The following is a 24,535-nucleotide window of genomic DNA, read 5'->3' on the forward strand; positions in this document are numbered from 1 at the left end:
CGCTCAATCCGCGGTTCCGTCATCCGGCAACGGCACATCGAAGCCGTTGAGGATAACCGAGACTGCACAATAAAGCCCGACGAGATAAATGAATTCCGCCGCTCCATCCTCACCGAACGCGCCGACGGCGCGGTTATATGTCAACGCCGGAAGCGTGCTCCCCGTCACGAGGCTCGACGCCAGATCATAGGCGACAGCTTCCTCTTCCGTCAGATCGCTCGGCCGGTTCCCGGCAATGATGGTCGTGATTTTTTCGTCGGGAAGCCCGCGCAGTTCCGCGATAAGCACATGCGCGTAGAGTTCATACGCCGCGTGAAACTTCGTGCCGGTGACGAGAATGGCGATCTCGCGCACCTGCCGCGGTAGCTTCGGCGATGCTGACATCGCCTTGGTATACTCCCACACCGCGCTGCCGAACTGCGGAAAGCGCAGCCACGGGTTCCATGGGCCGATAAGCTGGCCGGTCTCGTTGATCGCGGTGAAACCTTTAAAGTTGTTCTGGATGCCGTTCTTCATGTCGGCATAGAGCGTTTTCTGCTCGGGCGTCAGCGTATCCAGCGGGATTAGAGGCAGGCGCATCGCGGCACTCCTTTGGAGGAAGCGGAGGGGGCAGTCTCGGCAACGCTAAGCTAGAGATGTTTTAGGCTGATGCCAAAGCGCAGACGTTAATCGCCGATCACATGCACGATGACATGTCGGTCGTGCGGATGCGCGCGATGCTCAAAAAGGTAAATGCCTTGCCACGTCCCGAGCATCAGCCGCCCGTTGGCGATCGGGATCGTCAGCGTCGTCTGCGTCAGCGCACTCTTGACATGCGCCGGCATGTCGTCGGCGCCTTCCGAACGGTGAACGAAGTGCGGATCGCCGTCCGGTACGAGGCGCTTGAAGAAGGCTACGAGATCGCGCTGCACGTCCGGATCGGCGTTCTCTTGGATCAGCAGCGACGCCGAAGTATGGCGGCAGAAAATATGCGCCAGTCCCACCTCGATCTCCGCATCGCTAACGATCTGCACCACGTCGAGCGTAAACTCGGACAGCCCCTGTCCGCTGGTGCTAAGGGTCAATGTTTGCTGGTATTGCCGCATTCTGGTACCGGCCTCGGAAAATGCTTATATTGGTTCGATGAGCAGAGCATTTGTCAGAGAATCCGACGCCGTCGAAGAGCTTCCCGAGAAGCTCGTCTCCGAGCATCGCAACCTCGTCACCCCGGAAGGCTTAGCGCTGATCCAGGCCGAGGTCGAACGCCTTCAGGAAGAGTTGGCCGAGGGGCAGCGCGCTGGAGATCGTGACGCCATCCAACGGACGTCACGCGATCTGCGCTATTGGAACCAGCGGCTGACGACGGCCGAAGTCCAGGCCGCGCCGGCGAGCGCCTCGGTCGTCTCGTTCGGCTCGACTGTCACGCTCGAGCGCGACGACGGCCGTGTGCAGAAATTCCGCATTGTCGGCGAGGACGAATCCGACCCCTCGAAGGGCAGGATCTCTTACGTCTCGCCGCTCGCCCAGGCGCTGATGGAAAAAGCCGTCGGCGACACCGTTGCGGCCGGCGCGGGAGAGGCCGAGATCACCAAGATCGAGTAGTGCGATCAGCTCAAGACGTGCAGTCGGAAGACGGCATGAACTTCTTCATCGCCTCTTCGATCTCGCGTTCGCTCATATCGCGTTTATGCGTGGCGACCGACCATTTGTGCCCGAACGGGTCTTCGATGATGCCGTAGCGGTCGCCCCAGAACATGTCTTCGACCGGCATGCGCAGGATCGCACCGGCCTTCACGGCGCGCTCGACGAATGCGTCGACATCGGCGACATAGAGGTGGATCGTGACCGGGCTGCCGCCGAGCGTGATCGGCGAAGATGAACCCCATTCCGGCAACTCGTCGACCAGCATGAAGCGGGCGTTGCCGACGCGAACGGCAGCATGCATCAGCTTCCCGTTGGCACCCGCCAGCCGCATTTCTTCTTCGGCGCCGAATGCCTTTTTGTAGAAGTCGATCGCGTCAGCCGCCCCCGCGCAGACGAGATGGGGGGTGATCGCTTGGCAATTTTCGCTTCGGATGCCGCCGGCATTCTCCTGAACTTGGGACACGGTTTCCTCCAATTCTTATGGGGCTGCCGTAACGCTCAAATCCGGGAAAAGCTGAGGTTTTTTGACCTCGCCGCAGCCGATTTTCCCGGCTGTTCAGTCTCAATAACAATGACGGCGACTTGAGGGAGGGGCAAGACCTCTGTTTTTGCTAATAGCGAACATGGTTCAGCATTGGCAGCAATGGGAAAAAAATTCGAACGCGGGACAGTGTTCCAGTTCGTCCGCGGAGACTATGCGCTGAAACAGAAAAGGGCCGCTTTCGCGGCCCTTTGAAGTTCTGGATCAGTTATCCAGGAAGCTCCTGAGCTTCCGCGACCGGCTCGGATGTTTCAGCTTCCGCAGCGCCTTGGCTTCGATCTGGCGAATACGTTCGCGCGTGACCGAGAACTGCTGGCCGACTTCTTCGAGCGTATGGTCCGTGTTCATGCCGATGCCGAAGCGCATGCGCAGCACGCGTTCTTCGCGCGGCGTGAGAGAGGCGAGCACGCGCGTTGTCGTATCGCGCAGGTTCGACTGGATCGCCGCCTCGATCGGCAGCACCGCGTTGCGGTCCTCGATGAAGTCGCCGAGATGTGAATCTTCCTCGTCGCCGATCGGCGTTTCGAGCGAGATCGGCTCCTTCGCGATCTTGAGAACCTTGCGCACTTTTTCGAGCGGCATGGCGAGCTTTTCGGCCAGCTCTTCCGGCGTCGGCTCGCGGCCGATTTCATGCAGCATCTGGCGCGAGGTGCGGACGATCTTGTTGATCGTCTCGATCATGTGCACCGGAATACGGATCGTGCGCGCCTGGTCGGCGATCGAACGCGTGATCGCCTGCCGGATCCACCACGTCGCGTAGGTCGAGAATTTGTAGCCGCGGCGGTATTCGAACTTATCGACCGCCTTCATCAGACCGATGTTGCCTTCCTGGATGAGATCGAGGAATTGCAGACCGCGGTTGGTGTATTTCTTTGCAATCGAAATGACGAGGCGAAGATTGGCTTCGACCATTTCCTTCTTGGCCTGACGGGCCTCGCGCTCGCCCTTCTGCACCGCTTTCACGATGCGGCGGTATTCCGGAATTTCCAGACCCGTTTCGGTTGCGAGCTGATGGATCTCGGCGCGGATCTGTTCGACCTGGGCGCGTTCCACTTTGACGAACTGGCCCCACTTCTTGCCATTGTTGGCGACGCGGTCGAGCCACGTCTGGTCGAGTTCATTGCCGTAATATTCGTCGATGAAGTGCTGGCGCGGCACGCCGTAGCTGTCGGCGAGACGCATCAAGCGGCCTTCGAGACCGATGAGGCGTTTGTTGATCGCGTAAAGCTGCTCGACGAGGCTTTCGATACGGTTGTTGTTGAGCGACAGTGACTTCACGTCGACGATGATCTCGTCGCGAAGCTTCTCGTAAGCTTTCTGCTGCTGGCGCGAACCCTGCTCGCCGACGAGCTGTTGTTCGAGCTTTTTGTCCTGCTGCTTGCGCAGCTTTTTATAGGTGCCTGCGATCTGATCGAAGGTTTCGAGAACCTTCGGCTTGAGTTCGGCTTCCATCGCCGCGAGCGACATGGCGTTCTCGAACTCGTCCTCGTCATCGCTTTCGCCCGACTGCGATTCCTGCTCGCCCTCGGATTCCTCGCCTTCGCCGGACATCGCCGGCACTTCTTTGGCTTCCGGCCCTTCGTAGGTTGCTTCGAGATCGATAATGTCGCGAAGCAAAATCTTGCCGTCGTTGAGTTCGTCGCGCCAGATGATGATGGCCTGGAACGTCAGCGGGCTTTCGCAAAGACCGGCGATCATCGCTTCGCGGCCTGCCTCGATGCGCTTCGCGATGGCGATTTCGCCTTCGCGCGACAACAGCTCGACCGAGCCCATCTCGCGCAGATACATACGAACCGGATCATCGGTACGCTCTGCCGGTTCGGCTTTGCCTTCGGACTTAGTCAGCGCGGAGGAGCTTTGGGTGACGAGCGAACGGCCTTCTTCCTCGTCAACGAGGTCCTCGCCGCCTTCTTCCTTCTCTTCGCCTTCCTCGTTCTCGACGACAGTGATGCCCATGTCGGAGAGGGTGGCGTAGAGATCCTCGATCTGGTCGGACGAAACTTCCTCCGACGGCAACACCGAGTTGAGCTGATCGAGCGTAACGTAGCCCTTAGCCTTCGCCGATTTTAGAAGACGCTTGACCGCCTGGTCGGAAAGATCGAGGAGGGGGCTGTCGCGTTCTGGTGCATCGGCGGCCTGATCTTTGTCTTCTGTCTTCTGGACTGCCTGCTGGGCGCGTGCCATTTTCGTTCCTTGTCGTCTGCGCCGCTTCCGCACGGAAACGGCTCAATTCTGATTTAGGCTCCGAACTGCTGCCTGCCGCAGCGCGCCGAAGCCGGAATGCGAAATACGCGCCTATCCAGCGCGCTTTACCTCAGAAGCGTCGTCGTCGGGTTGCTCGAACTCTTCGTCCATTTGATCCATCGCCGCCTCGCGGGCGATCTGGCGTTTGATGTCGAGAAGGCGCATCTCGGCCTCTTCTGTGCAATCCCGATACCAAGCCTCCTCAGCTGCTTTCAGCGCAACGCCGAGCGCAGCCTGTCGCTGATGCAACGCCAGAATATGGTGCCAGGCGGCTTCGACATCGGCGGCGGAGGCATCGGGCTCGGCAAAACGGTCGCTGGCGTGCGTAATCGTTTGCGCGACGAGGTCCACCACCTTTGCAACCCCCGATTTGCTCAATTGGGTGCGTAAAGTTGCGCTGTCAAGTGAATTTTGGCGTGCATGAACCCCTAAAATTTCGTCGCGAAGCACCGAAAGCGCTGGCGCGGCAAACTCGATCGCCGCAATCGCCTCGGAATACTCATCAATCAACCACGGATGGTTAAGAAGGGTTTTCATGATCAGAGCTTCGCGCGGAGATATGCTCTGAAAATGGCTAGTGAGTTCAGGGCTGGCAAGGGGCAGGGTGCTGACCACGTCACGGCGGCTAGCAAAGCGCCGCTCGCTGGATGCACCCCCGAGCCGCGTGCGGTCACGCTGGCGCCAGTCGGGCGCCACCACAGGCCGCGCATAGGACCCTTGGCCCTTGCCGCCGTCAAAGCGTCCCGCCGAAACCGCGGCGCTGCGCATTGGCGAGCGTTGACGCCCAAGCTGATACAACCTGTCGCGAAGCTCCCGCGCGTAATGGTTGCGGACTGCCGCATCCTGGATGGAGTTGGTCAGTGCACCAAGCCGCGCTTCCAGCGCCGCCCGTTGTTCGGGCGTGGTTGTCGGCTGGGCGTTAAGCTCCCGCTCCCACAGCACGTCGATCAGCGGTCGTGTTTTTTCCAAAACCTCCGACATGGCGGCCGCGCCCTGCTGGCGGATCAGATCGTCCGGATCGAGACCGTTCGGCAGAAAGGCAAAAGCCACACTGTGTCCGGGCTTGACCCAGGGCAGGGCCACCTCGACGGCACGGTTGGCCGCCTTCTGCCCGGCGCTGTCGCCATCGAAGCAAAGGATCGGTTCTGGTGCAATACGCCACAGAAGCTTCAACTGATCTTCCGTCAGCGCCGTTCCAAGCGGTGCAACGCTTTCGCCGAAACCGGCCTCGCTGAGCGTCACGACGTCCATATAGCCTTCAACGACGATGACACGGTTCTTGTCGTGCCCTGCCGACCGGGCGCGGGCGGCGTTGAACAGGATATGCCCTTTATGAAAAAGGGGCGTCTCGGGCGAATTAAGGTACTTGGCCGGTGCGTCCTTATCGAGCGCCCGGCCGCCGAACGCGATGACGCGCCCTTTGAGATCGAGGATCGGGAACATGACCCGGTTGCGGAACCGGTCATAAGGCTCAGGAATATCGGCCCCGGCGATCAACATTCCGGCCGTCGCCATGTCGGCGGCGGAAAAGCCTTTGCCTTTGAGAAATGCACTCAGCGCCGTCCGCGAATTTGGAGCGAAGCCGAGCCGGAAGCTTTGGATCGTCTCGGCAGCCAGTCCGCGCTTTTCGAGATAGCGTCGCGCTTCGCCGCCGGAACCCGCACGCAGAGAAGTTTCGAAGAATTCCGCTGACGCTTCGAGCAGCCGGTAAAGGCGTTCGCGTTGATCTTCCTGCTCGAGGTTGCGCTCGGGCTGCTTTGGCATCGGCACGCCCGCTTCCGCCGCGAGCCGCTCGACAGCTTCGGGAAATTCCAGCCCCTCCGTCTTCATCACGAAGGTGAAGATGTCGCCATGCTCGCCCGACGCGAAGCAGTGATAGAAACCCTTCTGGTCGTTGACGAAGAACGACGGGCTTTTCTCAGCCTTGAACGGCGACAGCCCGCGGAATTCCCGGCCCGCCTTCTTCAACGCAACTTTCCGGCCGACCACCTGGCTGACCGACAGCCGGGACCGGATCTCATCCAGAAAGTTTGGGCTGAAGCGCATGCGCGTAATAAGGCCTCAGGAGAGCGACGGACTGCGCCGCACCTTCTTGCGAAGGCCCGCAGTGAACCGATCAATAGGTGATTCGCTCGGAAGCCCGGCTATTCAACGCCTTGTTGCGTAAAGCCATACCCGCTTTCCACAGTGCCTACGCATTAGGCATTCCCGTCGCAGGTGTCATCCTCGAGCTTGGCCCGAGGATGACAGGATATCTAGCCGGCGATCAGCCTAGCGCCGCCTTGACTGCCGCGCTGGCCTTCTGAAAATCCATTTGCCCGGCGTACTTGGCTTTGAGCGCGCCCATCACCTTGCCCATATCCTTGGGCGACGCCGCACCTGTTTCCTTGATGGCCTCGGCAATGGCCGCCGTGACGGCAGCATCGTCCATCTGCTTCGGCAGGTACGCTTCAATAATGTCGATCTCGGCCTGCTCTGTCGCAGCCAGCTCCGGACGGCCACCGCTCGTATACTGAGCGATTGAATCCCGCCGCTGCTTCACCATCTTGGTCATGACCGCAAGGATCGCCGCGTCGTCGAGGTCTTTCTTCGCTTCGATTTCAGCGGATTGAATGGCCGCGTTGATGAGCCTGAGGGTGCCCACCTTCTGTTTTTCGCCGGCTTTCATTGCCGTTTTGATGTCTGCGTTGATCTTCGCGCGCATGGGTAGGTCTCCTTGAGGTCGAAGGGCTGGTTTACGGTCTGCGCGCAGGCTGGGGCAAGCCTTTAACAAAGCACGGACTTTCTTGCCGTGTCCGGAATTGACGTTGTAAAGCCGTTCCCCTAGGTTCCGCCGCGACGAGCGACCCGCGCTTGCAATTCCTTGAATGGACGACAGATGACCGCACCTGAACCCTGGACAGAAGTGCCTCTAACCGCACGCCTTGTGCTTGATGACGGAACCGTCATCGCCGGACGCGGCCTTGGTGCTACGGGGACGGCCGTCGGCGAGGTCTGCTTTAATACGGCCATCACCGGCTACCAGGAAATTCTGACCGATCCGAGCTACGCCGGTCAGATCATCACCTTCACCTTTCCCCACATCGGTAACGTCGGCGCCAATCCGGAAGATACCGAGACATCGAACCTGGCATCGCGCTCGGGCGTCCGCGGCTGCATCCTGCGTGCCGATATCACCGACCCGTCGAACTATCGCGCCGCTGAAAATCTCGATGCCTGGCTGAAGACCCGCGGCATCGTCGCCATCGCTGGTGTCGATACCCGCGCTTTGACCGCACGCATCCGTGAGCGCGGCATGCCGAACGGCGTCATCGCGCATCATCCCGACGGCAAGTTCGATATCGAAGCGCTGAAGGCTGAGGCCAAGTCCTGGCACGGTCTATTGGGGCTCGACCTCGTCCCGGAAGTGACGAGTGGCCAGAGCTATTCCTGGGATGAGCAGCGTTGGGTCTGGAACAAGGGTTACCCGCGCAACGAAAACCCCGAGTTCCACGTCGTCGCCGTCGACTATGGTTTGAAGCGGAACATTCTGCGCTGCCTCGCATCTGCCGGCTGCAAGGTCACCGTTGTTCCTGCGAAGGAAAAGGCCGAGGACATCCTGGCGCGCAATCCTGACGGCGTCTTTCTGTCGAATGGTCCTGGCGATCCTGCGGCGACGGGCGAATATGCCGTGCCGGAAATCAAGAAGCTCGTCGACAGCGGCAAGCCGGTGTTTGGCATCTGCCTGGGACACCAGATGCTGGGCCTCGCGCTGGGCGCGACGACGAAGAAGATGCATCAGGGCCATCACGGTGCCAACCACCCCGTTAAGGACTTCACGACCAACAAGGTCGAGATCGTGTCGATGAACCACGGCTTCGCCGTCGATCGCGACAGCCTGCCCGATGGTGTCATTGAAACGCACATTTCTCTGTTTGACGGTTCGAACTGCGGCTTGGCCCTCGAAGGCCGTCCCGTGTTCTCCGTCCAACACCATCCCGAGGCATCGCCCGGACCGCAGGACAGCCATTATCTCTTCACGCGCTTCGTCAACATGATGCGCGAGCAGAAGGGGCTACCGACGAGCCGCGAGCGCTGAGGGTCGCGTTTCCTGGGAAAGTAATGCACCTCGTCCATCGTATTATCGCTGCGACCCTGCTGTTGATCGGCTGGGCCGCCGATGCGAACGCCTGTTCGTCAGCCAAGCGCGGTCCCTTTTTGAAAGAGATCGCGCAGACATCGAAATCATGCGCCCATCCGCTCTGCGGGCAAATCTACGCCACCGCCCGGCCGGAGGCAGAAGATCCCAAAACGCCGTGTCCGGACGATCAATGGCAACGTCTCGAGGCGGCCGTGACGGCTGCGCTCTCGGCCGGTGGCATCCTGATCCTCGGTGAGATGCATGACAACGCCACCCATCATCTCTTGCAGGCGGCAGCCATTCGTGAGTTTGCGCTGTCGGAGCCTTCGAACGAAACCGCGATCGTATTCGAGCAGCTTCGTGACGATCAGCAACCCGGCATTGACAAATTTACCGCCAAGCAGCGCAGCGGCGAGAAAGTAACCGTCGCCGACTTCAAGCTCGCCGTCGCCTGGCAGAAGTCGAACTGGCCGGACCTCTACGATCCGCTGTTCGAAACCGTGATCGCCGCCAAGCGACCGTTCTATGCAGGCGACGTGTCGCGCGCCGAAATCATGAAGGCGGCGAAAGACGGGGCAGGGGTGCTCCCGGCCGACGCTAGCAAGCGCCTTGCGCTGGACATCCCGCTGGGTGCGAAGTTCGACGCCGCGTCCATTAAGGAAATCGAGGACGCCCATTGCGGCGCGTTGCCGAAGGAAGCGTTCGACGGCATGGCGTTCGCGCAGCGGTATCGCGACGCGCATCTGGCCGATGCTGTCTTGAAAGCTTCGCAGCAGCACGGCTCCGCCATTCTGATTGCCGGAACGGGTCACGCCCGGACTGATCGCGCCGTGCCGTGGTATATCCGCAAGCGGACACCGGAGAAGAAAGTCGTGTCGGTGATGTTCGTCGAGGTCGAGACGGACAACACCGATCCAGAGACGTATGTGCCGCGCGATCCCGATGGCCTGCCGGCAGCGGACTTCATCGTCTTCACACAACCGGCCGAGCGCGGCGATCCGTGCGAGAAAATGCGCAAGAAATAGCCGGAACGCGCCGCTGCTCATTTTTATGGCGCACACTCATCAACCTTGCTGAACTTTAAGGTCGCGTCTGCGGCAAATTTGCTTATAACCCAGGGAAAAAATCTGGGAGGAATTTGATGCGCCTTTTCTTTGTCGCCGTCGCGGCACTCGCGGTTGCGACCCCGGCAGCCGCCGCCGGAACGGATTGCTCGGCTGATGTTCTTACCGCCATCAGGAAGCAGCTATCGTTGAAAGCTTTCCGGGTCGAATTTTCGCAGGAAACCGCCGAGGGCGAGGCCCACATGCGGATCGACTACATGCCGCCGCTGCGGATGCTCCAGACCGTGACGTCGCCTGCCATGCCGGGTGAGCAACAGACGATGCTGGTCGACAACCGGGCATTCTCGGGTTCGGGTGGCAGCTTCGAGGAACTGCAGCCGCAGTTCACCCAGTCGATCGTCGCCGAAGTGGCGGAAGCTTTGGCGCGGCCGAGCAAGCTCGAAGGTTACGACTGCATCGGCACGGTGAAGTACGAGAACCAGGACCTTGTCGGCTACCGCTTCGAGGACAAGACGCATCCGCAAACGGATCGCGCGAAGATCATGACGCGCACGATCTACGTCGATCCAAAGACCGGGCTGCCGGCTTATAATGTCATCGCCACCCTGGCCGAAAACGCCAAGCCGCTGCGCGAGGTCAAATATTCATATCCGACCGACATCAACATCGTTGCGCCTCAAAACGCGCCGGTGCAAAAGCTCCGTTAACGCCGCTTATCCGGCTTCGTTTGGGATATTTCCATGCGCCGCAGTGCATTAGCTCTTATTTTAGTTGCCGTTTTCGCGGGTGACGCGGCGGCGCAAGTCCCGCCGACGGCGCCTGCAAAGCCGAACGCCAATCCATGTCGCGACGAAGTTTCGGCCGCGCTCCAGAAGCTGCGCAAATCATCGTGGTTCCGTATGGACACCCAGATGATCACGGAGAACGGTCCGACGTCGATGCAGGTCGATTACGTCCTGCCTGACCGGATGCGCCAGACAGTGACCGACAAGCTCACCAACAAGACCACGCAACTCATCCTGGTTGGTGACCATGCCTGGGCGGACCAAGGAAGCGGCTGGCGGCCGGTGCCGCAACAGATTGCAGCGCAGCTTCGCGAGCAGATGGACGACACCGTCGTCAGACAGCAGACCGACGTCGGCGATTACTCCTGCAAAGGCCGGGCGCAGATCGACGGCCGCGATGTGCTCTCCTACAAGCTCGAAAGCGAGCCGGAGAAAGGTTCAAGCTCGCCGCAGAACCAAGCCTTCCGTATGTTCTACGTCGACGCGCTGACGGGTCTGCCGGCAAGCAATGCGCTGCTTGCGCCGGGCCACGAAGACAAGCCGATCTTCAAGACGACCTATTCGTTCCCGATCGACATGAAAATCGAGCCGCCGAAGGATGCTTTGCCGGACAAGGCACCAGAGCCTGCGACACCGGCGCCTGCTGAAGGCAAGTAGCGGTATTTTCCGCGCTTTTCAGAACGATGTGCACGCCCATGCGTGGCCGGATGGCTGCCATGCCGGCGTGCGCGATGTGTTTCGCGTGCTCCGGCGTTAGAAGCCCGTCCGGAGATTCCCATGACCGTCATCGATTCATCCCGCGCCGCGCTTCGCGCGCCGGTCGCCAGCGCCTCTCTCGCTGTCCTGCTCGCCGTGAGCTTCAGTCATATGCTCAACGACGTGATGCAGTCGCTGCTCGTCGCCATTTATCCGATGCTGAAAGCCACCTACCGGCTTGATTTCTGGCAGATCGGCCTGCTCACGATGGCGTTCCAGATCACAGCCTCGCTGCTGCAGCCGTTCATTGGTCATTTCACGGACAAACGCCCGGTTCCCTATTCGACCAGCGTCGGCATGGGCTCGACGTTTGCGGGTCTCATATTGCTCGCTTTCACAACCAGCTACCTCGGTTTGCTGATCGGCGCTGCGCTGGTGGGTGTCGGCTCGGCGATTTTCCATCCCGAGTCCTCGCGCATCGCCCGGCTCGCATCGGGCGGACGCCACGGCTTCGCTCAGTCGCTGTTTCAGCTCGGCGGCAACTTCGGCACCGCGATCGGCCCCTTGGCGGCGGCATTCATCGTCGTCCCGCGCGGACAGCCGAGCATCGCCTGGTTCGCAGCCATCGCGCTGGTCGCCATGGTGATTTTGTGGAAGGTCGGCGAATGGGCATCAAGCGCCGCGCCGAAGCGCAAGGGCGCATCGCTCGGCCCTGGCCTCATTCATTCCCGCGGCCGCACGGCCGTCGCGCTGGCGGTGCTCGCTGCACTGATGTTCTCCAAGAATATCTACACCGCGAGCTTTGCGAGCTTCTACACCTTCTATGCCATCCATCAGTTCGGCGTCTCCGTGCAGACGTCACAGCTCATGCTATTCGCGTTTCTGGGAGCGTCCGCCGTCGGCACGATCCTCGGCGGCGTGTTTGGCGACCGCTTCGGCCCGAAGATGGTGATGTGGTTCTCTATCCTGGGATCGCTGCCGTTTTCTCTGGCGCTGCCCTACGCGGATCTCACCTGGACCGTGATTCTGTCGATCGTCATCGGCCTGATCATGTCGTCGGCTTTTCCGGCCATCGTGGTGTTCGCGCAGGAGCTTATCCCCGGGCGAGTCGGCATGATCTCCGGCATTTTCTTTGGCGCGGCGTTCGGTATCGCAGGCATCGCCGCAGCGGTGCTTGGCCTTGTCGCTGACGCCAAAGGGGTCGGCTACGTCTACGAGATTTGCTCGTACCTGCCATTGCTCGGACTTTTGACCGTGTTCCTGCCCGGCGAACGGACGGAATATGACAAAGTAAAAACAGCTTAAATTGCTTTTGAGGCGAAGAACGTCGCAGCGCGGTATTTTCGGGGGTTCCCCCGGCACGATGCTTTGCCTATAAGGCCCCCTTAGCCCGTCGTTCCATCCACCCCTGAGCCGACCGCGTCACCACGCGAGCCTCGGCCAAATTTTTGCGCCGCATGCCAAAACGCACTGACATCAAATCCATTCTTATCATCGGCGCAGGCCCGATCGTCATCGGCCAGGCGTGCGAGTTCGACTATTCCGGCACGCAGGCCTGCAAGGCGCTGCGCGACGAGGGCTATCGGATCATCTTGGTCAACTCCAATCCGGCGACCATCATGACCGATCCGGACCTCGCTGATGCAACCTACATCGAGCCGATCACGCCCGAAGTCGTGGCCAAGATCATCGCCAAGGAAAAGCCCGACGCCATCTTGCCGACGATGGGTGGCCAGACCGCGCTCAACACCGCGCTGGCGCTGCACAAGCAAGGCATTCTGCATCGTTATGGCGTCGAGTTGATCGGTGCCAAGGCCGAGGCCATCGACAAGGCCGAGGACCGCAAGCTATTCCGCGAGGCGATGGAAGAGATCGGGCTCGAAACGCCGCGCTCGCGCCTAGTGCATAACCGCGACGAGGCGGCGTCGGCCATTGAGCACGTCGGCCTGCCGGCGATCATCCGTCCGTCGTTCACGCTCGGCGGTACGGGCGGCGGCATCGCCTACAATCGCGAAGAATATTTCGAGATTATCGACCGCGGCCTTGATGCCTCGCCGACGTCCCAGGTCCTCGTCGAGGAAAGCGTCATCGGCTGGAAAGAGTACGAGATGGAAGTCGTCCGCGACAAGGCGGACAACTGCATCATCATCTGCTCGATCGAAAACATCGACCCGATGGGCGTGCACACCGGCGACAGCATCACCGTCGCACCGGCACTGACGCTGACGGATAAAGAATATCAGATCATGCGCGACGCCTCGATTGCCGTCCTGCGCGAGATCGGTGTTGAGACGGGCGGCTCGAACGTTCAGTTCGCGGTCAATCCGGCCGACGGCCGTCTGATCGTCATCGAGATGAACCCGCGCGTGTCGCGCTCGTCCGCGTTGGCTTCGAAGGCGACGGGCTTCCCGATCGCGAAGGTCGCGGCGAAGCTCGCCGTCGGCTACACGCTCGACGAAATTCAGAACGAGATCACCGGCGGCGCCACGCCCGCGTCGTTCGAGCCGACGATTGATTACGTCGTCACGAAAATTCCCCGCTTCGCGTTCGAGAAATTCCTCGGTGCCGACACGACGCTGACCACGTCGATGAAGTCGGTCGGCGAAGCGATGGCCATCGGCCGGACGTTCGCCGAGAGCATGCAGAAAGCGCTGCGTTCGATGGAAACGGGCCTGACCGGCTTCGACGACATCCAGCTCGAAGGCCTGGGGCAGGGCGACGACAAGAACGTTGTCCGCGCCGCCGTCTCGCGCCCCACCTCCGATCGCATTCTGAAAGTCGCGCAGGCCTTCCGCGAAGGCTTCTCGCTCGACGAGATCCATCAGTATTGCAAAATCGACCCGTGGTTCCTCAGCCAGATCAAGGCGATCACCGACACCGAAGCGCGCATCATCGCGCACGGCCTGCCGAAGACCGCGCCGCAGCTGCGTGCGCTGAAGGCGCAAGGCTTCTCCGATGCGCGCTTGGCGAAGCTCGGAAAGGTCAGCGAGACCGATGTCCGCAAGCTGCGCAAAGATCTGGGCGTCACGCCCGTATTCAAACGCATTGATACGTGTGCTGCCGAATTTGCGTCGCCCACGGCCTATATGTATTCGACCTACGAAACCGGCCTCAGCGGCGATCCCGTCTGCGAAGCCGATCCGAGCGCAAAGGATAAAGTCGTCATCCTTGGCGGAGGCCCGAACCGCATCGGCCAAGGTATCGAGTTCGACTACTGCTGCTGCCACGCCTGCTTCGCGCTGACGGCCGCTGGCTTCGAAACAATCATGGTCAACTGCAACCCCGAGACCGTTTCGACCGACTACGACACGTCCGACCGGCTGTTCTTCGAACCGCTGACCGCCGAAGACGTGCTCGAAATCATCCGCGTCGAAAGCCAAAAGGGCTCTCTAAAGGGCGTCATCGTGCAGTTCGGCGGCCAGACGCCGCTGAAGCTTGCCAGCGCGCTGGAAGAGGCAGGCGTTCCGATCCTCGGCACGTCGCCCGACGCCATCGATCTCGCCGAAGACCGCGACCGGTTCAAAGCGCTGATCGATAAGCTCAACCTCAAGCAGCCCAAGAGCGGCATCGCCAAGACGCCGGAAGCCGCCCGCGGCATTGCCGAAGAAATCGGCTATCCCGTCGTCATCCGTCCGTCCTACGTGCTCGGCGGCCGCGCGATGGAGATCGTGCACGACGGCGCCGAAGTCGACCGTTACGTCGCGCGCCTCTCCGCAACGCTCGACAGGCCGTCCGAACTCGTCGTTTCCGAAAAGCGCCCGTTGCTGATCGACAGCTATCTGACCGACGCTGTCGAAGTCGACGTCGACTGCTTGTCGGACGGCAAGGATACGTTCGTCGCCGGTATCATGGAGCATATCGAGGAAGCGGGCATTCACTCGGGCGACAGCGCCTGCTCGCTGCCGCCGCACTCGCTCTCGACGACCATCGTCGCCGAGCTTGAACGCCAAGCCCGCGAGCTCGCTCTGGCGCTCCGCGTTGTGGGTCTGATGAACGTGCAGTTCGCCATCAAGGACGAACAGGTCTTTATTCTCGAGGTGAATCCGCGCGCGTCTCGCACGGTGCCGTTCGTTGCGAAAGTCATCGGCCTGCCGATCGCCTCGATCGCGGCCGAAGTCATGGCTAGCAAACCGCTCGCAGATTTCAACCTCGCGAAACCGACCTACACGCACATTGCGGTCAAAGAGGCGGTCTTCCCGTTCGCGCGTTTCCTCGGTGTGGATCCTATTTTGGGACCCGAGATGCGCTCGACAGGCGAAGTCATGGGCATCGACCACGACTTCGCGATGGCCTTCGGCAAGAGCCAGCTCGGCGCCGGGCAGAAACTCCCGTCCAAGGGCACGGTGTTCGTCTCGGTCAAAGAAAGCGATAAATCCCGCGTCGTGGCCCCGGTCCGGGAGCTGGCCGCCATGGGCTTCAAGGTCGTCGCGACCCGCGGAACCAAGCGCTTCCTGGAAGCGAACGGCATCCAGTGTGATGCCATCAACAAGGTTCTGGAAGGCCGTCCCCACATCGTGGACGCCATCAAAAATGGCGATATCAACCTCGTTTTTAATACAACCGAGGGTTCGAAAGCTCTGAGCGATAGCAAGGACATCCGGCGCACGGCCTTGCTTCACCACATCCCCTACTATACAACATTGGCGGGGGCGGTAGCGGTTACACGGGCTATCAAAGCACTGGCATCGGACACCCTGGACGTGGCTCCGTTGCAGGCTTTCGCGCATCGCTAAGCCGTTTGCCGACCAGACGGGGCACCCGAGATCGGCTGCCCCTTCATTGCTTTCCTAATTGCCAAGCTTACTGTTAGCGTGTGTCGGGGCCATCCCCGCAATTGATTGAGACGTTGAAGACGTTGGAGAAGATGATGGAACGGGTGCCGATGACGCTTGAGGGCTACAAGAGCCTTGAGGAGGAATTGCAGCGGCTGAAAGCCGTCGAGCGCCCGCGTATCATTGCGGCCATTTCGGAAGCCCGCGCACATGGCGATCTTTCCGAAAACGCGGAATACCACGCCGCCAAGGAGCAGCAGGGACTGAACGAAGCTCGCGTCGCCGAGATCGAAGATAAGATCAACCGTGCAGAGATTATCGACGTCACCAAGCTGTCGGGTGATACCGTCAAGTTCGGTGCGACCGTGACACTGGAAGACGAGGATTCCGGCGAGAAGGTCAGCTACATGATCGTCGGCGACACTGAAGCCAATCTGCGCGACCGCAAGATTTCCATCTCCTCGCCCATCGCCCGCGCGCTGATCGGCAAGTCGAAGGGCGAAAGCGTCGACGTCACCACGCCGAAGGGCGTCCGCACGTTTGAGATCCTGCAGGTGAAGTGGGGCTCAAGCCCGCCTGCCTGAAGCTAAGCAGACGTTCGAGGGCGGCTAGTCGTTGCCGCCTTCGAAAAACGCCGCGGCGTCCTGGCATTCCTCTTTTGACGGCACAAGGTCGAACGTCTTGTCGATGCCGTCCTTGCCGGACAGCTCGACTTCGGAATCGCCATCATCAACCGAAATGCCGTCGTCGCCGGTCACGAGTTTCAGACCGGTTTTCTGAGGGCTGAGCCGGAAAATGCCGCCGTCGCTTTCGAGATAGCATTCGAAATCGTCGTCGTTGGTTTGACAGTTTGCTCGCTGGCCGAACCAGTCTGATCCCGACGCCAGCATGACGGCGAACCCGAGCGTGAAGCGATCCGGCGTATTCGGCGTGCCGTCGGAGTTCGTCTTGGCAAGATCTATCTCGATCTTGCGCACGCGCTGCTGCGGATCAGCGTTCAGCGTCCTATCGTCGAACGTTTGGGCGAAGCAGGGGAGTCCGCCGAGCACATTGCCGAAATAAGTATTGAACAGTTCGTCAGACGTCGCTGCGACGGCAACTGAGGTGCTTGGAATTATCGAAAGCAGGACAGCTTTTGCCGTCCAAGACGTCCATTCAGAAAAGGTCCGCATCAACCCTCCAAAATACGCCGCGCCCGGTTACGTCCCCTCAGGCCCCGCGACGCTGATCGGAACGCCGGGTTCGCGCTTGGCACGCCGGATCGTCAGGTATGTCTTGACGCTTGCGACATTCGGCGCAGCCGTCAATTCTTCCAGCACGAAGTTCTGGAACCGCTGCAGATCGCGCGCGATGCATTTCAGTATAAAGTCGCTCTCGCCGGACAGCATGTAGGCTTCACGGACGAGGGGCCAGCCGAGAATGCGGTTCTCAAAGGCATGAAGGTCCGCTTCAGCCTGATTGTGAAGTCGGACCATGGCGAAGGCCGTCAGCCCGTATCCGAGCCTCACTTCGTCCACCAACGCGGTATAACGTGTGATAAGCCCTGCTTCTTCGAGCGCCCGGACGCGGCGCAGGCAGGGCGGAGCTGAAAGACCGATGCGATTGGCAAGCGCAATGTTGGTGATGCGGCCGTCGGCTTGCAGCTCTCGCAAAATTCGCCAGTCTGTTTCGTCGAGTTCTAATGCCATGGACCGCGCCGTCGCAGGAAACGTTAGAGTAATATCAGGAATGGTCCCCAGCGCGCAAAGTTTCGCAAATTTCTTTAAATGCCGTTCCGGCATAAGCGCGATGTCGATGAGCGGGAATGGCAGTCGTGTCTGACCCGATCCAAGCCGATAGCGATCCCCCGGTGTTTACCGGCCGATCCGCGTGGATTTTTTCGGACGGCAAGGCTGGCCACGAAGCTCAGTGTCAGGGCGTCGTCGAAGCGCTCGGTCTGAACGCCATCGTCAAGCGCAGCAACCTTTCGGGCATATACAAGCTGGCGGCTCCGTGGGGACCGCTTCCGGCCGGGGAGCAAATGGGCGCGAGTGGCGGCCCGCTCGGTCCGCCGTGGCCAGCGTTCGCGTTTGCAACGGGCCGGACGACCATTCCCTACATCCGCGCGCTGCGGCGTCACGCCGGGCTGCAGACATACACCGTCATCCTGATGGACCCAAAGACCGGTCCGAGTAGCGCCGATCTCATCTGGGTGCCGCAGCATGACAGCCGCCGCGGTCCGAACGTCGTCACGACGCTGACCTCGCCGCACCGCTTTTCTCCGGCTCGGCTCGAAGCGCTGAGGGCCAATATCCCGGCCGCGATCGCCGCGCTGCCGACGCCGCGGATTGCCTGCCTCATCGGCGGTCCGAACGGCGATTACCATTATACGGACGCTGACGAAGAGCGCCTCGTGGCTTCCCTCGGTGCGCTTATCGACAACGGCGCCGGTTTGATGCTGACCACCTCGCGGCGGACGCCGGAACGCTTGGCCAAGCGCCTTCAAGAGACCATCGCCGGTAAGCCCGCCATCTTCTGGAACGGGGACGGTCCCAACCCTTATCCGGACTTCCTCGCGCAAGCGGATGTTTTCGTCATCACCGCCGACAGCGTCAGCATGATCTGCGAGGCCGCCGCCACCGGCCGCCCGATCTTCCTGTTCTCACCAACGGGCGGCAGTCCGAAGTTCGACCGTTTCCATGTAGCCCTTGCGGCTTACGGAGCGACCCGGCCGCTGCCAGCTTCCGGCGGGCCATTATCGCCGTGGAGCTACAAGCCGCTTCACTCCGCTGACACGATCGCCGACGAAATTCGCAGGCGCTGGCAGAAGCGCGCCGCGATGCTGCCGGGGCTCGTCAACGCCACCCGATCCTAAGCCGTTCAGCGCGGGAGTTTGGATGACAGCCTCTTTCTCAACAAAAGACGTCATCGGAGCCACCGGCGGGATAACAGAGGCCGGAACTATCGATGATGGCGCCGCCATTCCGCCGCTCTCCGACGCGCGTCGATTGCAGCTGTGGCTGGAATTCGGGCTCATCTACATCGGCCTACCGCTGCTGATGCGCATCGCCGTGTTCGATTACCGTGTGCCGCTGTTCTATGCGCTCCCGCCCGTGCTAGCCGGTTTCGTCGCGTTTCTCTATTTCGACAAAAGCTACAGCCTGAAACAGGAACTGGCACGCTGGCCCGATCGCGCCACGCTTCTTTCGATCTTCCTGATCTTCGCAATTGGAAGTCTCGTTGTGGCCGGGCTTGTCGCAGCGATCATGCCTGACAGGTTGTTCTCCCTTGCCGCCGAGCGCCCAGGCCTTTGGCTGAAGATCATGGTGCTTTATCCGTTCACGTCGGTCTTAGCGCAGGAGTTCGCCTATCGCGTCTTCTTCTTTCACCGCTACGGCGTGCTGTTCAACTCACGCTGGACGCTCATTCTCGCGAACGCATTGGCGTTCGGCTTCGGCCATATCCTGTTCCGCAACTGGATCGCCGTCGGCGGAACGTTCGTCGTCGGATTGCTGCTCGCGTGGCGCTACGAACGCACGCGCTCGTTCTGGGCCGTCTATATCGAGCACGTCCTGTGGGGCTGGCTTGTTTTTACGATCGGCCTCGGCGTCTACTTCTTCACCGGCGTGAAGAACCCGGCTTGGTGACAATGTGCTGGCGGTCGGCTCCCCGGAGGGGAGTCGCCAGCACAAAATCGAAAGTTTGCTGGCGGCCGGCTCCCCGTAGGGCAGTCGCCTGCACCCAAAAAAGCCATGCAGGAGGCGGGCCCGCGGACCGTCAGTCGCCAGGCCCAAACCAAAGAGCCCGCTACTTCCTGCGCTCCGCCAATTTGTCGAGCTGCAACGACTGAATCTCTGCCAGCCGCTGCCATTGCTTATTGATCAGATGATCCATTTTTTCATGCAGGTGGCGAATTTCCAGCTCGGCTTTGAGATTGACGCGGTAGTCGTTCAGCGAGCGTAGCCGGTCTTTCTCTTCTTGTCGCCGCTGGCTCATCATGATGATCGGGGCCTGAACGGCTGCGATCGTTGAAAGAATGAGATTCAGCAGAATATAGGGGTAAGGGTCGAACGCGGCTCCGGCGCGATAGGAATTGTAAAGCATCCATATGCCGAGGAACGCGGCAAACACGATGAGAAACGTCCAGCTGCCGCCGAACTGAGCCAAGCCGTCCGATAAGATCTCGCCCACAGAACGCTTGGCCGAAAATTCTTCTTCGACGTTCTCGGCAAGCGTTTCATGCGTTGCAAGACTTTCTGCAACTTGCTTCTCGATCTCGCTGACATCGCCAGATTCATCCCGAAGGAGTTCCGTCACATAGAGCGTGCGATAGCGATCAAGTTCCTTGCGCGAAACGAACGCATCGTCTTTCAGATCGGGGTAATCTTTACGTATGCGCTCGACCAGCGAGGGCATAACCGTCGCAATACTGACCACGGCGCCGCGCGAATATTCCTTGCCCGTCAAGGAGCAGACGATTTTTGGCTTCGATGCCTTGCCATTTTCGGGCACTTTACCGTTTTCGGGGATCTGATCCGCCATCCCTGTCCTCTTTTGGAAACGCGTTCCTATATATCCGGGGTACCCGGCCGCGGCACGTCGCGCACGGGCTCAATGATACAATTGAGCAAGCCGCCGCAATCGGCTAGAAGGCCGATTAAATCCCTCGAACTTAAGGTCATAGAGGCGCCGTTCATGGCTGCACATCAGTACGTTTATCACATGCATAAGCTTTCCAAGACCTATCCGGGCGGGAAGCAGGTGCTGAAGGACATTTCGCTGTCGTTCCTGCCGGGCGCCAAAATTGGCGTCGTCGGCCTCAACGGCGCTGGTAAATCGACGCTGCTGAAGATCATGGCGGGCCGGATCGACGATTTCACGGGCGAAGCCTGGGCCGCCGACGGCATCAAGGTCGGCTATCTGCCGCAGGAGCCGGAACTCGATCCCGAAAAGGATGTGCTCGGCAATGCCATGGAAGGCGTCGCGGAGAAAAAGGCAATCCTCGATCGCTACAACGAGATCGCGGCGAACTATTCCGAAGAGACTGCCGACGAGATGACGGCGCTTCAGGACCAGATCGACGCCCAGGATCTCTGGGACCTCGACGCCCAGGTCGAACAGGCACTCGATGCTTTGCGTTCGCCGCCGGGCGACGCCGACGTCACGAAGCTGTCGGGCGGCGAAAAACGTCGCGTTGCGCTGACGAAGCTCCTGCTGTCGAAGCCCGATATTCTGCTTCTCGACGAGCCGACCAACCATCTCGACGCCGAAAGCGTCGCCTGGCTCGAACGCTACCTGAAGGAATACGCGGGCTGCGTGATCCTCGTCACCCATGACCGCTACTTCCTCGACAACATCACCGAATGGACGCTCGAACTTGACCGCGGGCAGGGCGTGCCGTGGAAGGGCAACTACTCAGGCTGGCTCGAACAGAAAGCCAAGCGCGAAGCGACCGAGAAGGCTCAGGAAGAAAGCAAGCAGAAGGCGCTATCCCGCGAGTTGGAATGGATCCGCTCGTCGCCGAAGGCCCGCCAGGCCAAGTCGAAGGCCCGTATCACAGCTTATGAGAAGCTGGCTGACGAAGCCGGCCGCGAGGAGAACGGCCGCGCCTCGATCCAGATCGCGACCGGCCCGCGGCTTGGCGGCGTTGTGATCGAAGCCGACGGCCTGACGAAGGGCTTCGGCGATCGCCTGCTGATCGATGGTCTCTCGTTCAAGCTGCCGCCCGGCGGCATCGTCGGCGTGATCGGTCCGAACGGCGCTGGTAAGACGACTCTGTTCAAGATGCTGACGGGGGCAGAACAGCCCGACAGCGGCACGATCCGCCTCGGCGACACCGTCAAGATCGCTTACGTCGACCAGTCGCGCGCCCATCTCGACGACAAAAAGACCGTCTGGGAGGAGATATCAGGCGGCCTCGACCAGATGCTGCTCGGTGGCAAGAAAGAAGTTCCAAGCCGTGCCTACTGCGGCTGGTTCAACTTTAAGGGTGCCGACCAGCAGAAGAAGGTCGGCATGCTGTCAGGCGGCGAACGCAACCGCGTGCATCTCGCGAAGCTCCTGAAAGAGGGCGGCAACCTGCTGCTGCTCGACGAGCCGACAAACGACCTCGACACCGAGACGCTCGGCGCGCTCGAAGCGGCACTCGAAGATTTCCCCGGCTGCGCCGTGGTGATCTCGCATGACCGCTTCTTCCTCGACCGCCTCGCCACGCACATCCTCGCCTTCGAAGGCGATAGCCACGTCGAATGGTTCGAAGGCAACTTCGCCGACTACGAAGAAGACAAGAAGCGCCGCCTTGGCGACCAGGCCGTCGAACCGCACCGCATCAAGTTCAAGCGGTTCGAGCGATAGGGCAGAGGGGAAATGTGGCTTCCGGCCGGCTCGACGAAGGAGAGTCGGAAGCCACACTCAAAAGCTTCACCCGTTGCTGTTGTCGATGATCGGAAGCTGCTTGGCTTCCTCCGAGGTCAGCGACAGCTTCACGCCGTCCGCGACGCTCGTGATCTTATCGGCCGGAACTTCGAAGACTTTGGCGTTGATGCCCGCGGGCATGCCATCGGTAACGAGAATTTCCTGCACCTTGCCGCTGTCGTCGGACTTCACGCCGTTGACTTCGCCGATCTTGGCGCCATCTGAGCCGAACACTGCCGCGCCGATCTGAATTTGACTGGCGTTGATTGCAGCACCGCCTTCTGCAGGCGCGCCTTCGGTTGCCGTTGGTTGCTCTGGCTGAGCCGGCGCCTCTGTTGCGCCGCTGTCGGCAGGCGGCGCTTCCGTCCCGCTATCCGCAGGAGCTTGCTCCGACGGCGCGGCTGATGGTTCTGCGCCGTCGCCGCTGGGCTGCGCTGCGGCACCGTCGTCTGCCGGAGCGGTCTGCTCGGGCGCTGGCTGCTGCTCGCCCTCGGCGGGAGCCTGCTGTTCCTGTTCCTGGCTCCAGACCGGCTGCGTTTGAGACACGCAAAAACAAGACATCGAGACGACGAGAGCCATTCCCGGCGCCAAACGCAATTTCGAAAACGTCATAACCCTGGACCCCAATTCCATCCCCACCACCAAAACGTAACCCGCGTTTCATATAGAACGTATGCGGGCTTTTTGCTCCCCTATGCTCGGCGGCGATGCAAGGGTGCGGCGCTTTGTCGATGCAAAGCTGGACGTAAATGGGGCGAACAGCGCCGATGTCGATAAAGAACAGGCGTCGCCCGAAGAGCGACGCCTGAAAGGCACACTTCCGGGCAATTGGCGCAATGTCAGATGCCAAAGCTGCCCGAATGGAACGGTATCGTCTTAGCGGCTCAGCGCCAGGACGAGTGCCCGCGGATTATTGCCATTCTCGGTGATGTAATTCTGGAAGAGGTCATCCAGGAAGGTCGTCATCCAAAAGCCGACAACCTGCGCGTCACGAACCTTGTAGCCCTCTTTGGTCTTCATCACGAGCCAGCGAATATCGTAGCCCGAGCCGTCGGACAGTGTGATGTGGCTGTCGACGTTCGTGCCGCCCGCATCGCCCGGACCCTGTCCGGTGACGACGGCGCTGGTGACGATGTATTTCGGGCCCTGCGTGGCGGCGTACTTCGCGATGAAGTTGATCATGCCGTTGTAGTAGGCGGGCCGATCGGCCTTCGGCAGCGTCCGCGCGTGCGGGCCGAGCGCCGTCAGGCCGATGTTCGGAACATCCATGTGTCGGCGCAGCACGTTGGCGTAAGCGGAAATGCCGCCCTGACGCTGCGCGTACATGAGCTCATTCTGAACACGCTGCATATAAACGGCGGGCGACTCGGCGCGAGCACCGGTCGCGGAAACGCCTGCAAAACAGGCAAACAAAACAGCCAGCCAACTGGCGGAGCGAATTCGCTGTGAAATTGCCCACCCCATGTCAAACCCTCGCATTCGTCGTCCCCAAAACCATCGCGAAGTAGCAGGGGCTCTTGGCCGATTCTGCTACTGTCGCCCTATCGAAACAAGCCTCTCGTCACGCTACAGAGGCAACAATCACGTCAAAACAATGCTGGATGGCTATGCGGCCACAGCATTTTGTCGTTCGCGAGGCTTATCGCCGAGATCGTAGAGCCGCCCCGCCGACACGACGGGAAGGCTCAACGCCAGACAAAGCCTATCGAATTCCGTTCCACCGATTCGATCTGCCGCCATCAGAATGATGCTGCGATTTTTGTTCGGGTGCACCAATACAGCTTCCTGGTGAACGCCCGACAGCGACGTCCGCGTGTGCAGCGCGACACCCTCGAAACTCGCCAACGGCATATCCCAGAGCGTCGTCGAAAACGGCGTCCGGTCGATGACCTTCACGCTTCCTTCGCGGATATCGACCAGACGGCTGGAAATCAACGCGATCAATATGTTGCGCAGCGGCCAAATGATCAGGCCGACCCAGAAGACCAGCGCCAGCGCCAACTCGATGGCCACAACCGGGTTCGAAACCAGGGCGCGGCGCACATCCGCGGAGGTAAGTGCGTAAACCGCAAACCCGAGCTGGGGCAGCACGATCAAGCCCGCCAGCGCAGTCATCAGCAAGAGGCCGGGAAGTTTCGCCATTTTCGAATTGGTCTGCCGGATCGTGATCGGAAGGCAACCGGGATCGCCTGAGACTTCAATGACTTCAAAACCACGACGCTGCATGACGCAACTCAACCCCCGCGCGAGCACTGTCGGCGACCTTATGGTAAATTTCTCTAAAAGGCGGTTAAGCA

General features: G+C 60.6%; 23 protein-coding genes. 11 read left to right on the forward strand and 12 right to left on the reverse strand.

What is annotated here, in order from left to right; genetic code table 11:
* Positions 1 to 3: 3 nt before the first annotated feature.
* Positions 4 to 579 (reverse strand): carboxymuconolactone decarboxylase family protein, encoded by a 576-nt coding sequence (locus tag RLW55_RS14985; RefSeq protein ID WP_423414604.1) that lies wholly within the window; start codon positions 577 to 579, stop codon positions 4 to 6.
* Positions 580 to 665: 86 nt separating this feature from the next.
* Positions 666 to 1,085, reverse strand: a complete 420-nt coding sequence (locus tag RLW55_RS14990) for a secondary thiamine-phosphate synthase enzyme YjbQ (protein WP_423414605.1) — start codon at positions 1,083 to 1,085, stop codon at positions 666 to 668.
* A 37-nt stretch (positions 1,086 to 1,122) separates the two neighbouring features.
* On the opposite strand from RLW55_RS14990, the gene greA (RLW55_RS14995) reads away from it, so the two are divergent.
* Entirely contained in the window at positions 1,123 to 1,581 is a 459-nt protein-coding gene (gene greA, locus RLW55_RS14995) for a transcription elongation factor GreA (RefSeq protein ID WP_423414606.1), read from the forward strand.
* A gap of 10 nt (positions 1,582 to 1,591) precedes the next feature.
* Here the strand turns inward: greA (RLW55_RS14995) and RLW55_RS15000 are convergent, their stop codons facing one another.
* The 4 genes from RLW55_RS15000 to RLW55_RS15015 all read right to left on the reverse strand — a co-directional run bounded on the left by RLW55_RS15000 (position 1,592) and on the right by RLW55_RS15015 (position 7,112).
* Positions 1,592 to 2,086, reverse strand: coding sequence for a VOC family protein (locus RLW55_RS15000; RefSeq protein ID WP_423414607.1), 495 nt, complete (start codon positions 2,084 to 2,086; stop codon positions 1,592 to 1,594).
* Positions 2,087 to 2,368: 282 nt separating this feature from the next.
* The gene (gene rpoD, locus RLW55_RS15005) at positions 2,369 to 4,348 is read right to left on the reverse strand and encodes an RNA polymerase sigma factor RpoD (protein ID WP_013947763.1); all 1,980 of its coding nucleotides are present in this window, start codon (positions 4,346 to 4,348) and stop codon (positions 2,369 to 2,371) included.
* A 111-nt stretch (positions 4,349 to 4,459) separates the two neighbouring features.
* On the reverse strand, positions 4,460 to 6,454 hold the full coding sequence (gene dnaG, locus RLW55_RS15010) for a DNA primase (protein WP_423414608.1): 1,995 nt from the start codon (positions 6,452 to 6,454) through the stop codon (positions 4,460 to 4,462).
* A gap of 220 nt (positions 6,455 to 6,674) precedes the next feature.
* Entirely contained in the window at positions 6,675 to 7,112 is a 438-nt protein-coding gene (locus RLW55_RS15015; protein WP_013947761.1) for a GatB/YqeY domain-containing protein, read from the reverse strand.
* Positions 7,113 to 7,286: 174 nt separating this feature from the next.
* Between RLW55_RS15015 and carA the strand changes: the two genes are divergently transcribed.
* The 7 genes from carA (at position 7,287) to greA (RLW55_RS15050) (ending at position 16,429) form a co-directional block, all read left to right on the forward strand.
* Positions 7,287 to 8,486 (forward strand): glutamine-hydrolyzing carbamoyl-phosphate synthase small subunit, encoded by a 1,200-nt coding sequence (gene carA / locus RLW55_RS15020; protein WP_013947760.1) that lies wholly within the window; start codon positions 7,287 to 7,289, stop codon positions 8,484 to 8,486.
* A gap of 23 nt (positions 8,487 to 8,509) precedes the next feature.
* Entirely contained in the window at positions 8,510 to 9,553 is a 1,044-nt protein-coding gene (locus RLW55_RS15025) for a ChaN family lipoprotein (protein ID WP_423414609.1), read from the forward strand.
* Between the two features lie 116 nt (positions 9,554 to 9,669).
* A complete protein-coding gene (locus RLW55_RS15030; RefSeq protein WP_414462754.1) occupies positions 9,670 to 10,299 on the forward strand; it encodes a hypothetical protein in 630 nt (209 codons plus the stop codon).
* A gap of 33 nt (positions 10,300 to 10,332) precedes the next feature.
* Complete coding sequence (locus RLW55_RS15035) at positions 10,333 to 11,034, forward strand: hypothetical protein (RefSeq protein ID WP_423414610.1); 702 nt, start codon at positions 10,333 to 10,335, stop codon at positions 11,032 to 11,034.
* A gap of 120 nt (positions 11,035 to 11,154) precedes the next feature.
* The gene (locus RLW55_RS15040; protein ID WP_423414611.1) at positions 11,155 to 12,378 is read left to right on the forward strand and encodes an MFS transporter; all 1,224 of its coding nucleotides are present in this window, start codon (positions 11,155 to 11,157) and stop codon (positions 12,376 to 12,378) included.
* A gap of 152 nt (positions 12,379 to 12,530) precedes the next feature.
* A complete protein-coding gene (gene carB, locus RLW55_RS15045) occupies positions 12,531 to 15,806 on the forward strand; it encodes a carbamoyl-phosphate synthase large subunit (protein WP_423414612.1) in 3,276 nt (1,091 codons plus the stop codon).
* A 134-nt stretch (positions 15,807 to 15,940) separates the two neighbouring features.
* Positions 15,941 to 16,429: a transcription elongation factor GreA gene (greA, locus tag RLW55_RS15050; RefSeq protein ID WP_409559966.1), complete on the forward strand. Its 489-nt coding sequence runs from the start codon at positions 15,941 to 15,943 to the stop codon at positions 16,427 to 16,429.
* Between the two features lie 24 nt (positions 16,430 to 16,453).
* On the opposite strand, the gene RLW55_RS15055 is transcribed toward greA (RLW55_RS15050), so the two are convergent.
* Positions 16,454 to 17,017 carry a hypothetical protein gene (locus RLW55_RS15055; protein ID WP_423414613.1) on the reverse strand — a complete coding sequence of 188 codons (564 nt, stop codon included), beginning with the start codon at positions 17,015 to 17,017 and terminating at the stop codon, positions 16,454 to 16,456.
* 27 nt (positions 17,018 to 17,044) lie between these two features.
* Entirely contained in the window at positions 17,045 to 17,533 is a 489-nt protein-coding gene (locus RLW55_RS15060; RefSeq protein WP_423414614.1) for an Lrp/AsnC family transcriptional regulator, read from the reverse strand.
* A 116-nt stretch (positions 17,534 to 17,649) separates the two neighbouring features.
* Between RLW55_RS15060 and RLW55_RS15065 the strand changes: the two genes are divergently transcribed.
* Together RLW55_RS15065 and RLW55_RS15070 are read left to right on the forward strand one after the other, a co-directional pair.
* Complete coding sequence (locus RLW55_RS15065; protein WP_423414615.1) at positions 17,650 to 18,699, forward strand: mitochondrial fission ELM1 family protein; 1,050 nt, start codon at positions 17,650 to 17,652, stop codon at positions 18,697 to 18,699.
* Between the two features lie 22 nt (positions 18,700 to 18,721).
* Complete coding sequence (locus RLW55_RS15070; RefSeq protein WP_423414616.1) at positions 18,722 to 19,471, forward strand: CPBP family intramembrane glutamic endopeptidase; 750 nt, start codon at positions 18,722 to 18,724, stop codon at positions 19,469 to 19,471.
* 160 nt (positions 19,472 to 19,631) lie between these two features.
* On the opposite strand, the gene RLW55_RS15075 is transcribed toward RLW55_RS15070, so the two are convergent.
* Positions 19,632 to 20,366 carry a DUF1003 domain-containing protein gene (locus RLW55_RS15075; RefSeq protein WP_409559962.1) on the reverse strand — a complete coding sequence of 245 codons (735 nt, stop codon included), beginning with the start codon at positions 20,364 to 20,366 and terminating at the stop codon, positions 19,632 to 19,634.
* Positions 20,367 to 20,519: 153 nt separating this feature from the next.
* Between RLW55_RS15075 and ettA the strand changes: the two genes are divergently transcribed.
* Positions 20,520 to 22,178 (forward strand): energy-dependent translational throttle protein EttA, encoded by a 1,659-nt coding sequence (ettA, locus tag RLW55_RS15080; RefSeq protein WP_013947747.1) that lies wholly within the window; start codon positions 20,520 to 20,522, stop codon positions 22,176 to 22,178.
* A 66-nt stretch (positions 22,179 to 22,244) separates the two neighbouring features.
* Here the strand turns inward: ettA and RLW55_RS15085 are convergent, their stop codons facing one another.
* The 3 genes from RLW55_RS15085 to RLW55_RS15095 form a co-directional block, all read right to left on the reverse strand.
* Complete coding sequence (locus tag RLW55_RS15085) at positions 22,245 to 22,850, reverse strand: PRC-barrel domain-containing protein (RefSeq protein ID WP_423414617.1); 606 nt, start codon at positions 22,848 to 22,850, stop codon at positions 22,245 to 22,247.
* Positions 22,851 to 23,114: 264 nt separating this feature from the next.
* Positions 23,115 to 23,702 (reverse strand): ABC transporter substrate-binding protein, encoded by a 588-nt coding sequence (locus RLW55_RS15090; protein WP_409559960.1) that lies wholly within the window; start codon positions 23,700 to 23,702, stop codon positions 23,115 to 23,117.
* A 141-nt stretch (positions 23,703 to 23,843) separates the two neighbouring features.
* Entirely contained in the window at positions 23,844 to 24,464 is a 621-nt protein-coding gene (locus tag RLW55_RS15095; protein WP_423414618.1) for a hypothetical protein, read from the reverse strand.
* Positions 24,465 to 24,535 lie beyond the last annotated feature (71 nt).

The sequence above is a fragment of the Hyphomicrobium sp. B1 genome, assembly GCF_049532635.1.
In the GTDB taxonomy this organism is placed as follows: Bacteria; Pseudomonadota; Alphaproteobacteria; order Rhizobiales; family Hyphomicrobiaceae; genus Hyphomicrobium_B.

Bases quoted from the DNA above. Each gene is read 5' to 3' on its own strand.
- RLW55_RS14985 (WP_423414604.1), bottom strand. From the start codon at position 579: ATGCGCCTGCCTCTAATCCCGCTGGATACGCTGACGCCCGAGCAGAAA.
- RLW55_RS15025 (WP_423414609.1), top strand. From the start codon at position 8,510: ATGCACCTCGTCCATCGTATTATCGCTGCGACCCTGCTGTTGATCGGC.
- greA (WP_409559966.1), top strand. From the start codon at position 15,941: ATGGAACGGGTGCCGATGACGCTTGAGGGCTACAAGAGCCTTGAGGAG.
- greA (WP_423414606.1), top strand. From the start codon at position 1,123: ATGAGCAGAGCATTTGTCAGAGAATCCGACGCCGTCGAAGAGCTTCCC.
- carB (WP_423414612.1), top strand. From the start codon at position 12,531: ATGCCAAAACGCACTGACATCAAATCCATTCTTATCATCGGCGCAGGC.
- RLW55_RS15095 (WP_423414618.1), bottom strand. From the start codon at position 24,464: ATGCAGCGTCGTGGTTTTGAAGTCATTGAAGTCTCAGGCGATCCCGGT.
- RLW55_RS15055 (WP_423414613.1), bottom strand. From the start codon at position 17,017: ATGCGGACCTTTTCTGAATGGACGTCTTGGACGGCAAAAGCTGTCCTG.
- carA (WP_013947760.1), top strand. From the start codon at position 7,287: ATGACCGCACCTGAACCCTGGACAGAAGTGCCTCTAACCGCACGCCTT.
- RLW55_RS15030 (WP_414462754.1), top strand. From the start codon at position 9,670: ATGCGCCTTTTCTTTGTCGCCGTCGCGGCACTCGCGGTTGCGACCCCG.
- dnaG (WP_423414608.1), bottom strand. From the start codon at position 6,454: ATGCGCTTCAGCCCAAACTTTCTGGATGAGATCCGGTCCCGGCTGTCG.
- rpoD (WP_013947763.1), bottom strand. From the start codon at position 4,348: ATGGCACGCGCCCAGCAGGCAGTCCAGAAGACAGAAGACAAAGATCAG.
- RLW55_RS15075 (WP_409559962.1), bottom strand. From the start codon at position 20,366: ATGGCGGATCAGATCCCCGAAAACGGTAAAGTGCCCGAAAATGGCAAG.
- RLW55_RS15035 (WP_423414610.1), top strand. From the start codon at position 10,333: ATGCGCCGCAGTGCATTAGCTCTTATTTTAGTTGCCGTTTTCGCGGGT.
- RLW55_RS15070 (WP_423414616.1), top strand. From the start codon at position 18,722: ATGACAGCCTCTTTCTCAACAAAAGACGTCATCGGAGCCACCGGCGGG.
- RLW55_RS14990 (WP_423414605.1), bottom strand. From the start codon at position 1,085: ATGCGGCAATACCAGCAAACATTGACCCTTAGCACCAGCGGACAGGGG.
- RLW55_RS15065 (WP_423414615.1), top strand. From the start codon at position 17,650: ATGGCAGTCGTGTCTGACCCGATCCAAGCCGATAGCGATCCCCCGGTG.
- RLW55_RS15090 (WP_409559960.1), bottom strand. From the start codon at position 23,702: ATGGGGTGGGCAATTTCACAGCGAATTCGCTCCGCCAGTTGGCTGGCT.
- RLW55_RS15085 (WP_423414617.1), bottom strand. From the start codon at position 22,850: ATGACGTTTTCGAAATTGCGTTTGGCGCCGGGAATGGCTCTCGTCGTC.
- RLW55_RS15060 (WP_423414614.1), bottom strand. From the start codon at position 17,533: ATGGCATTAGAACTCGACGAAACAGACTGGCGAATTTTGCGAGAGCTG.
- RLW55_RS15015 (WP_013947761.1), bottom strand. From the start codon at position 7,112: ATGCGCGCGAAGATCAACGCAGACATCAAAACGGCAATGAAAGCCGGC.
- RLW55_RS15040 (WP_423414611.1), top strand. From the start codon at position 11,155: ATGACCGTCATCGATTCATCCCGCGCCGCGCTTCGCGCGCCGGTCGCC.
- ettA (WP_013947747.1), top strand. From the start codon at position 20,520: ATGGCTGCACATCAGTACGTTTATCACATGCATAAGCTTTCCAAGACC.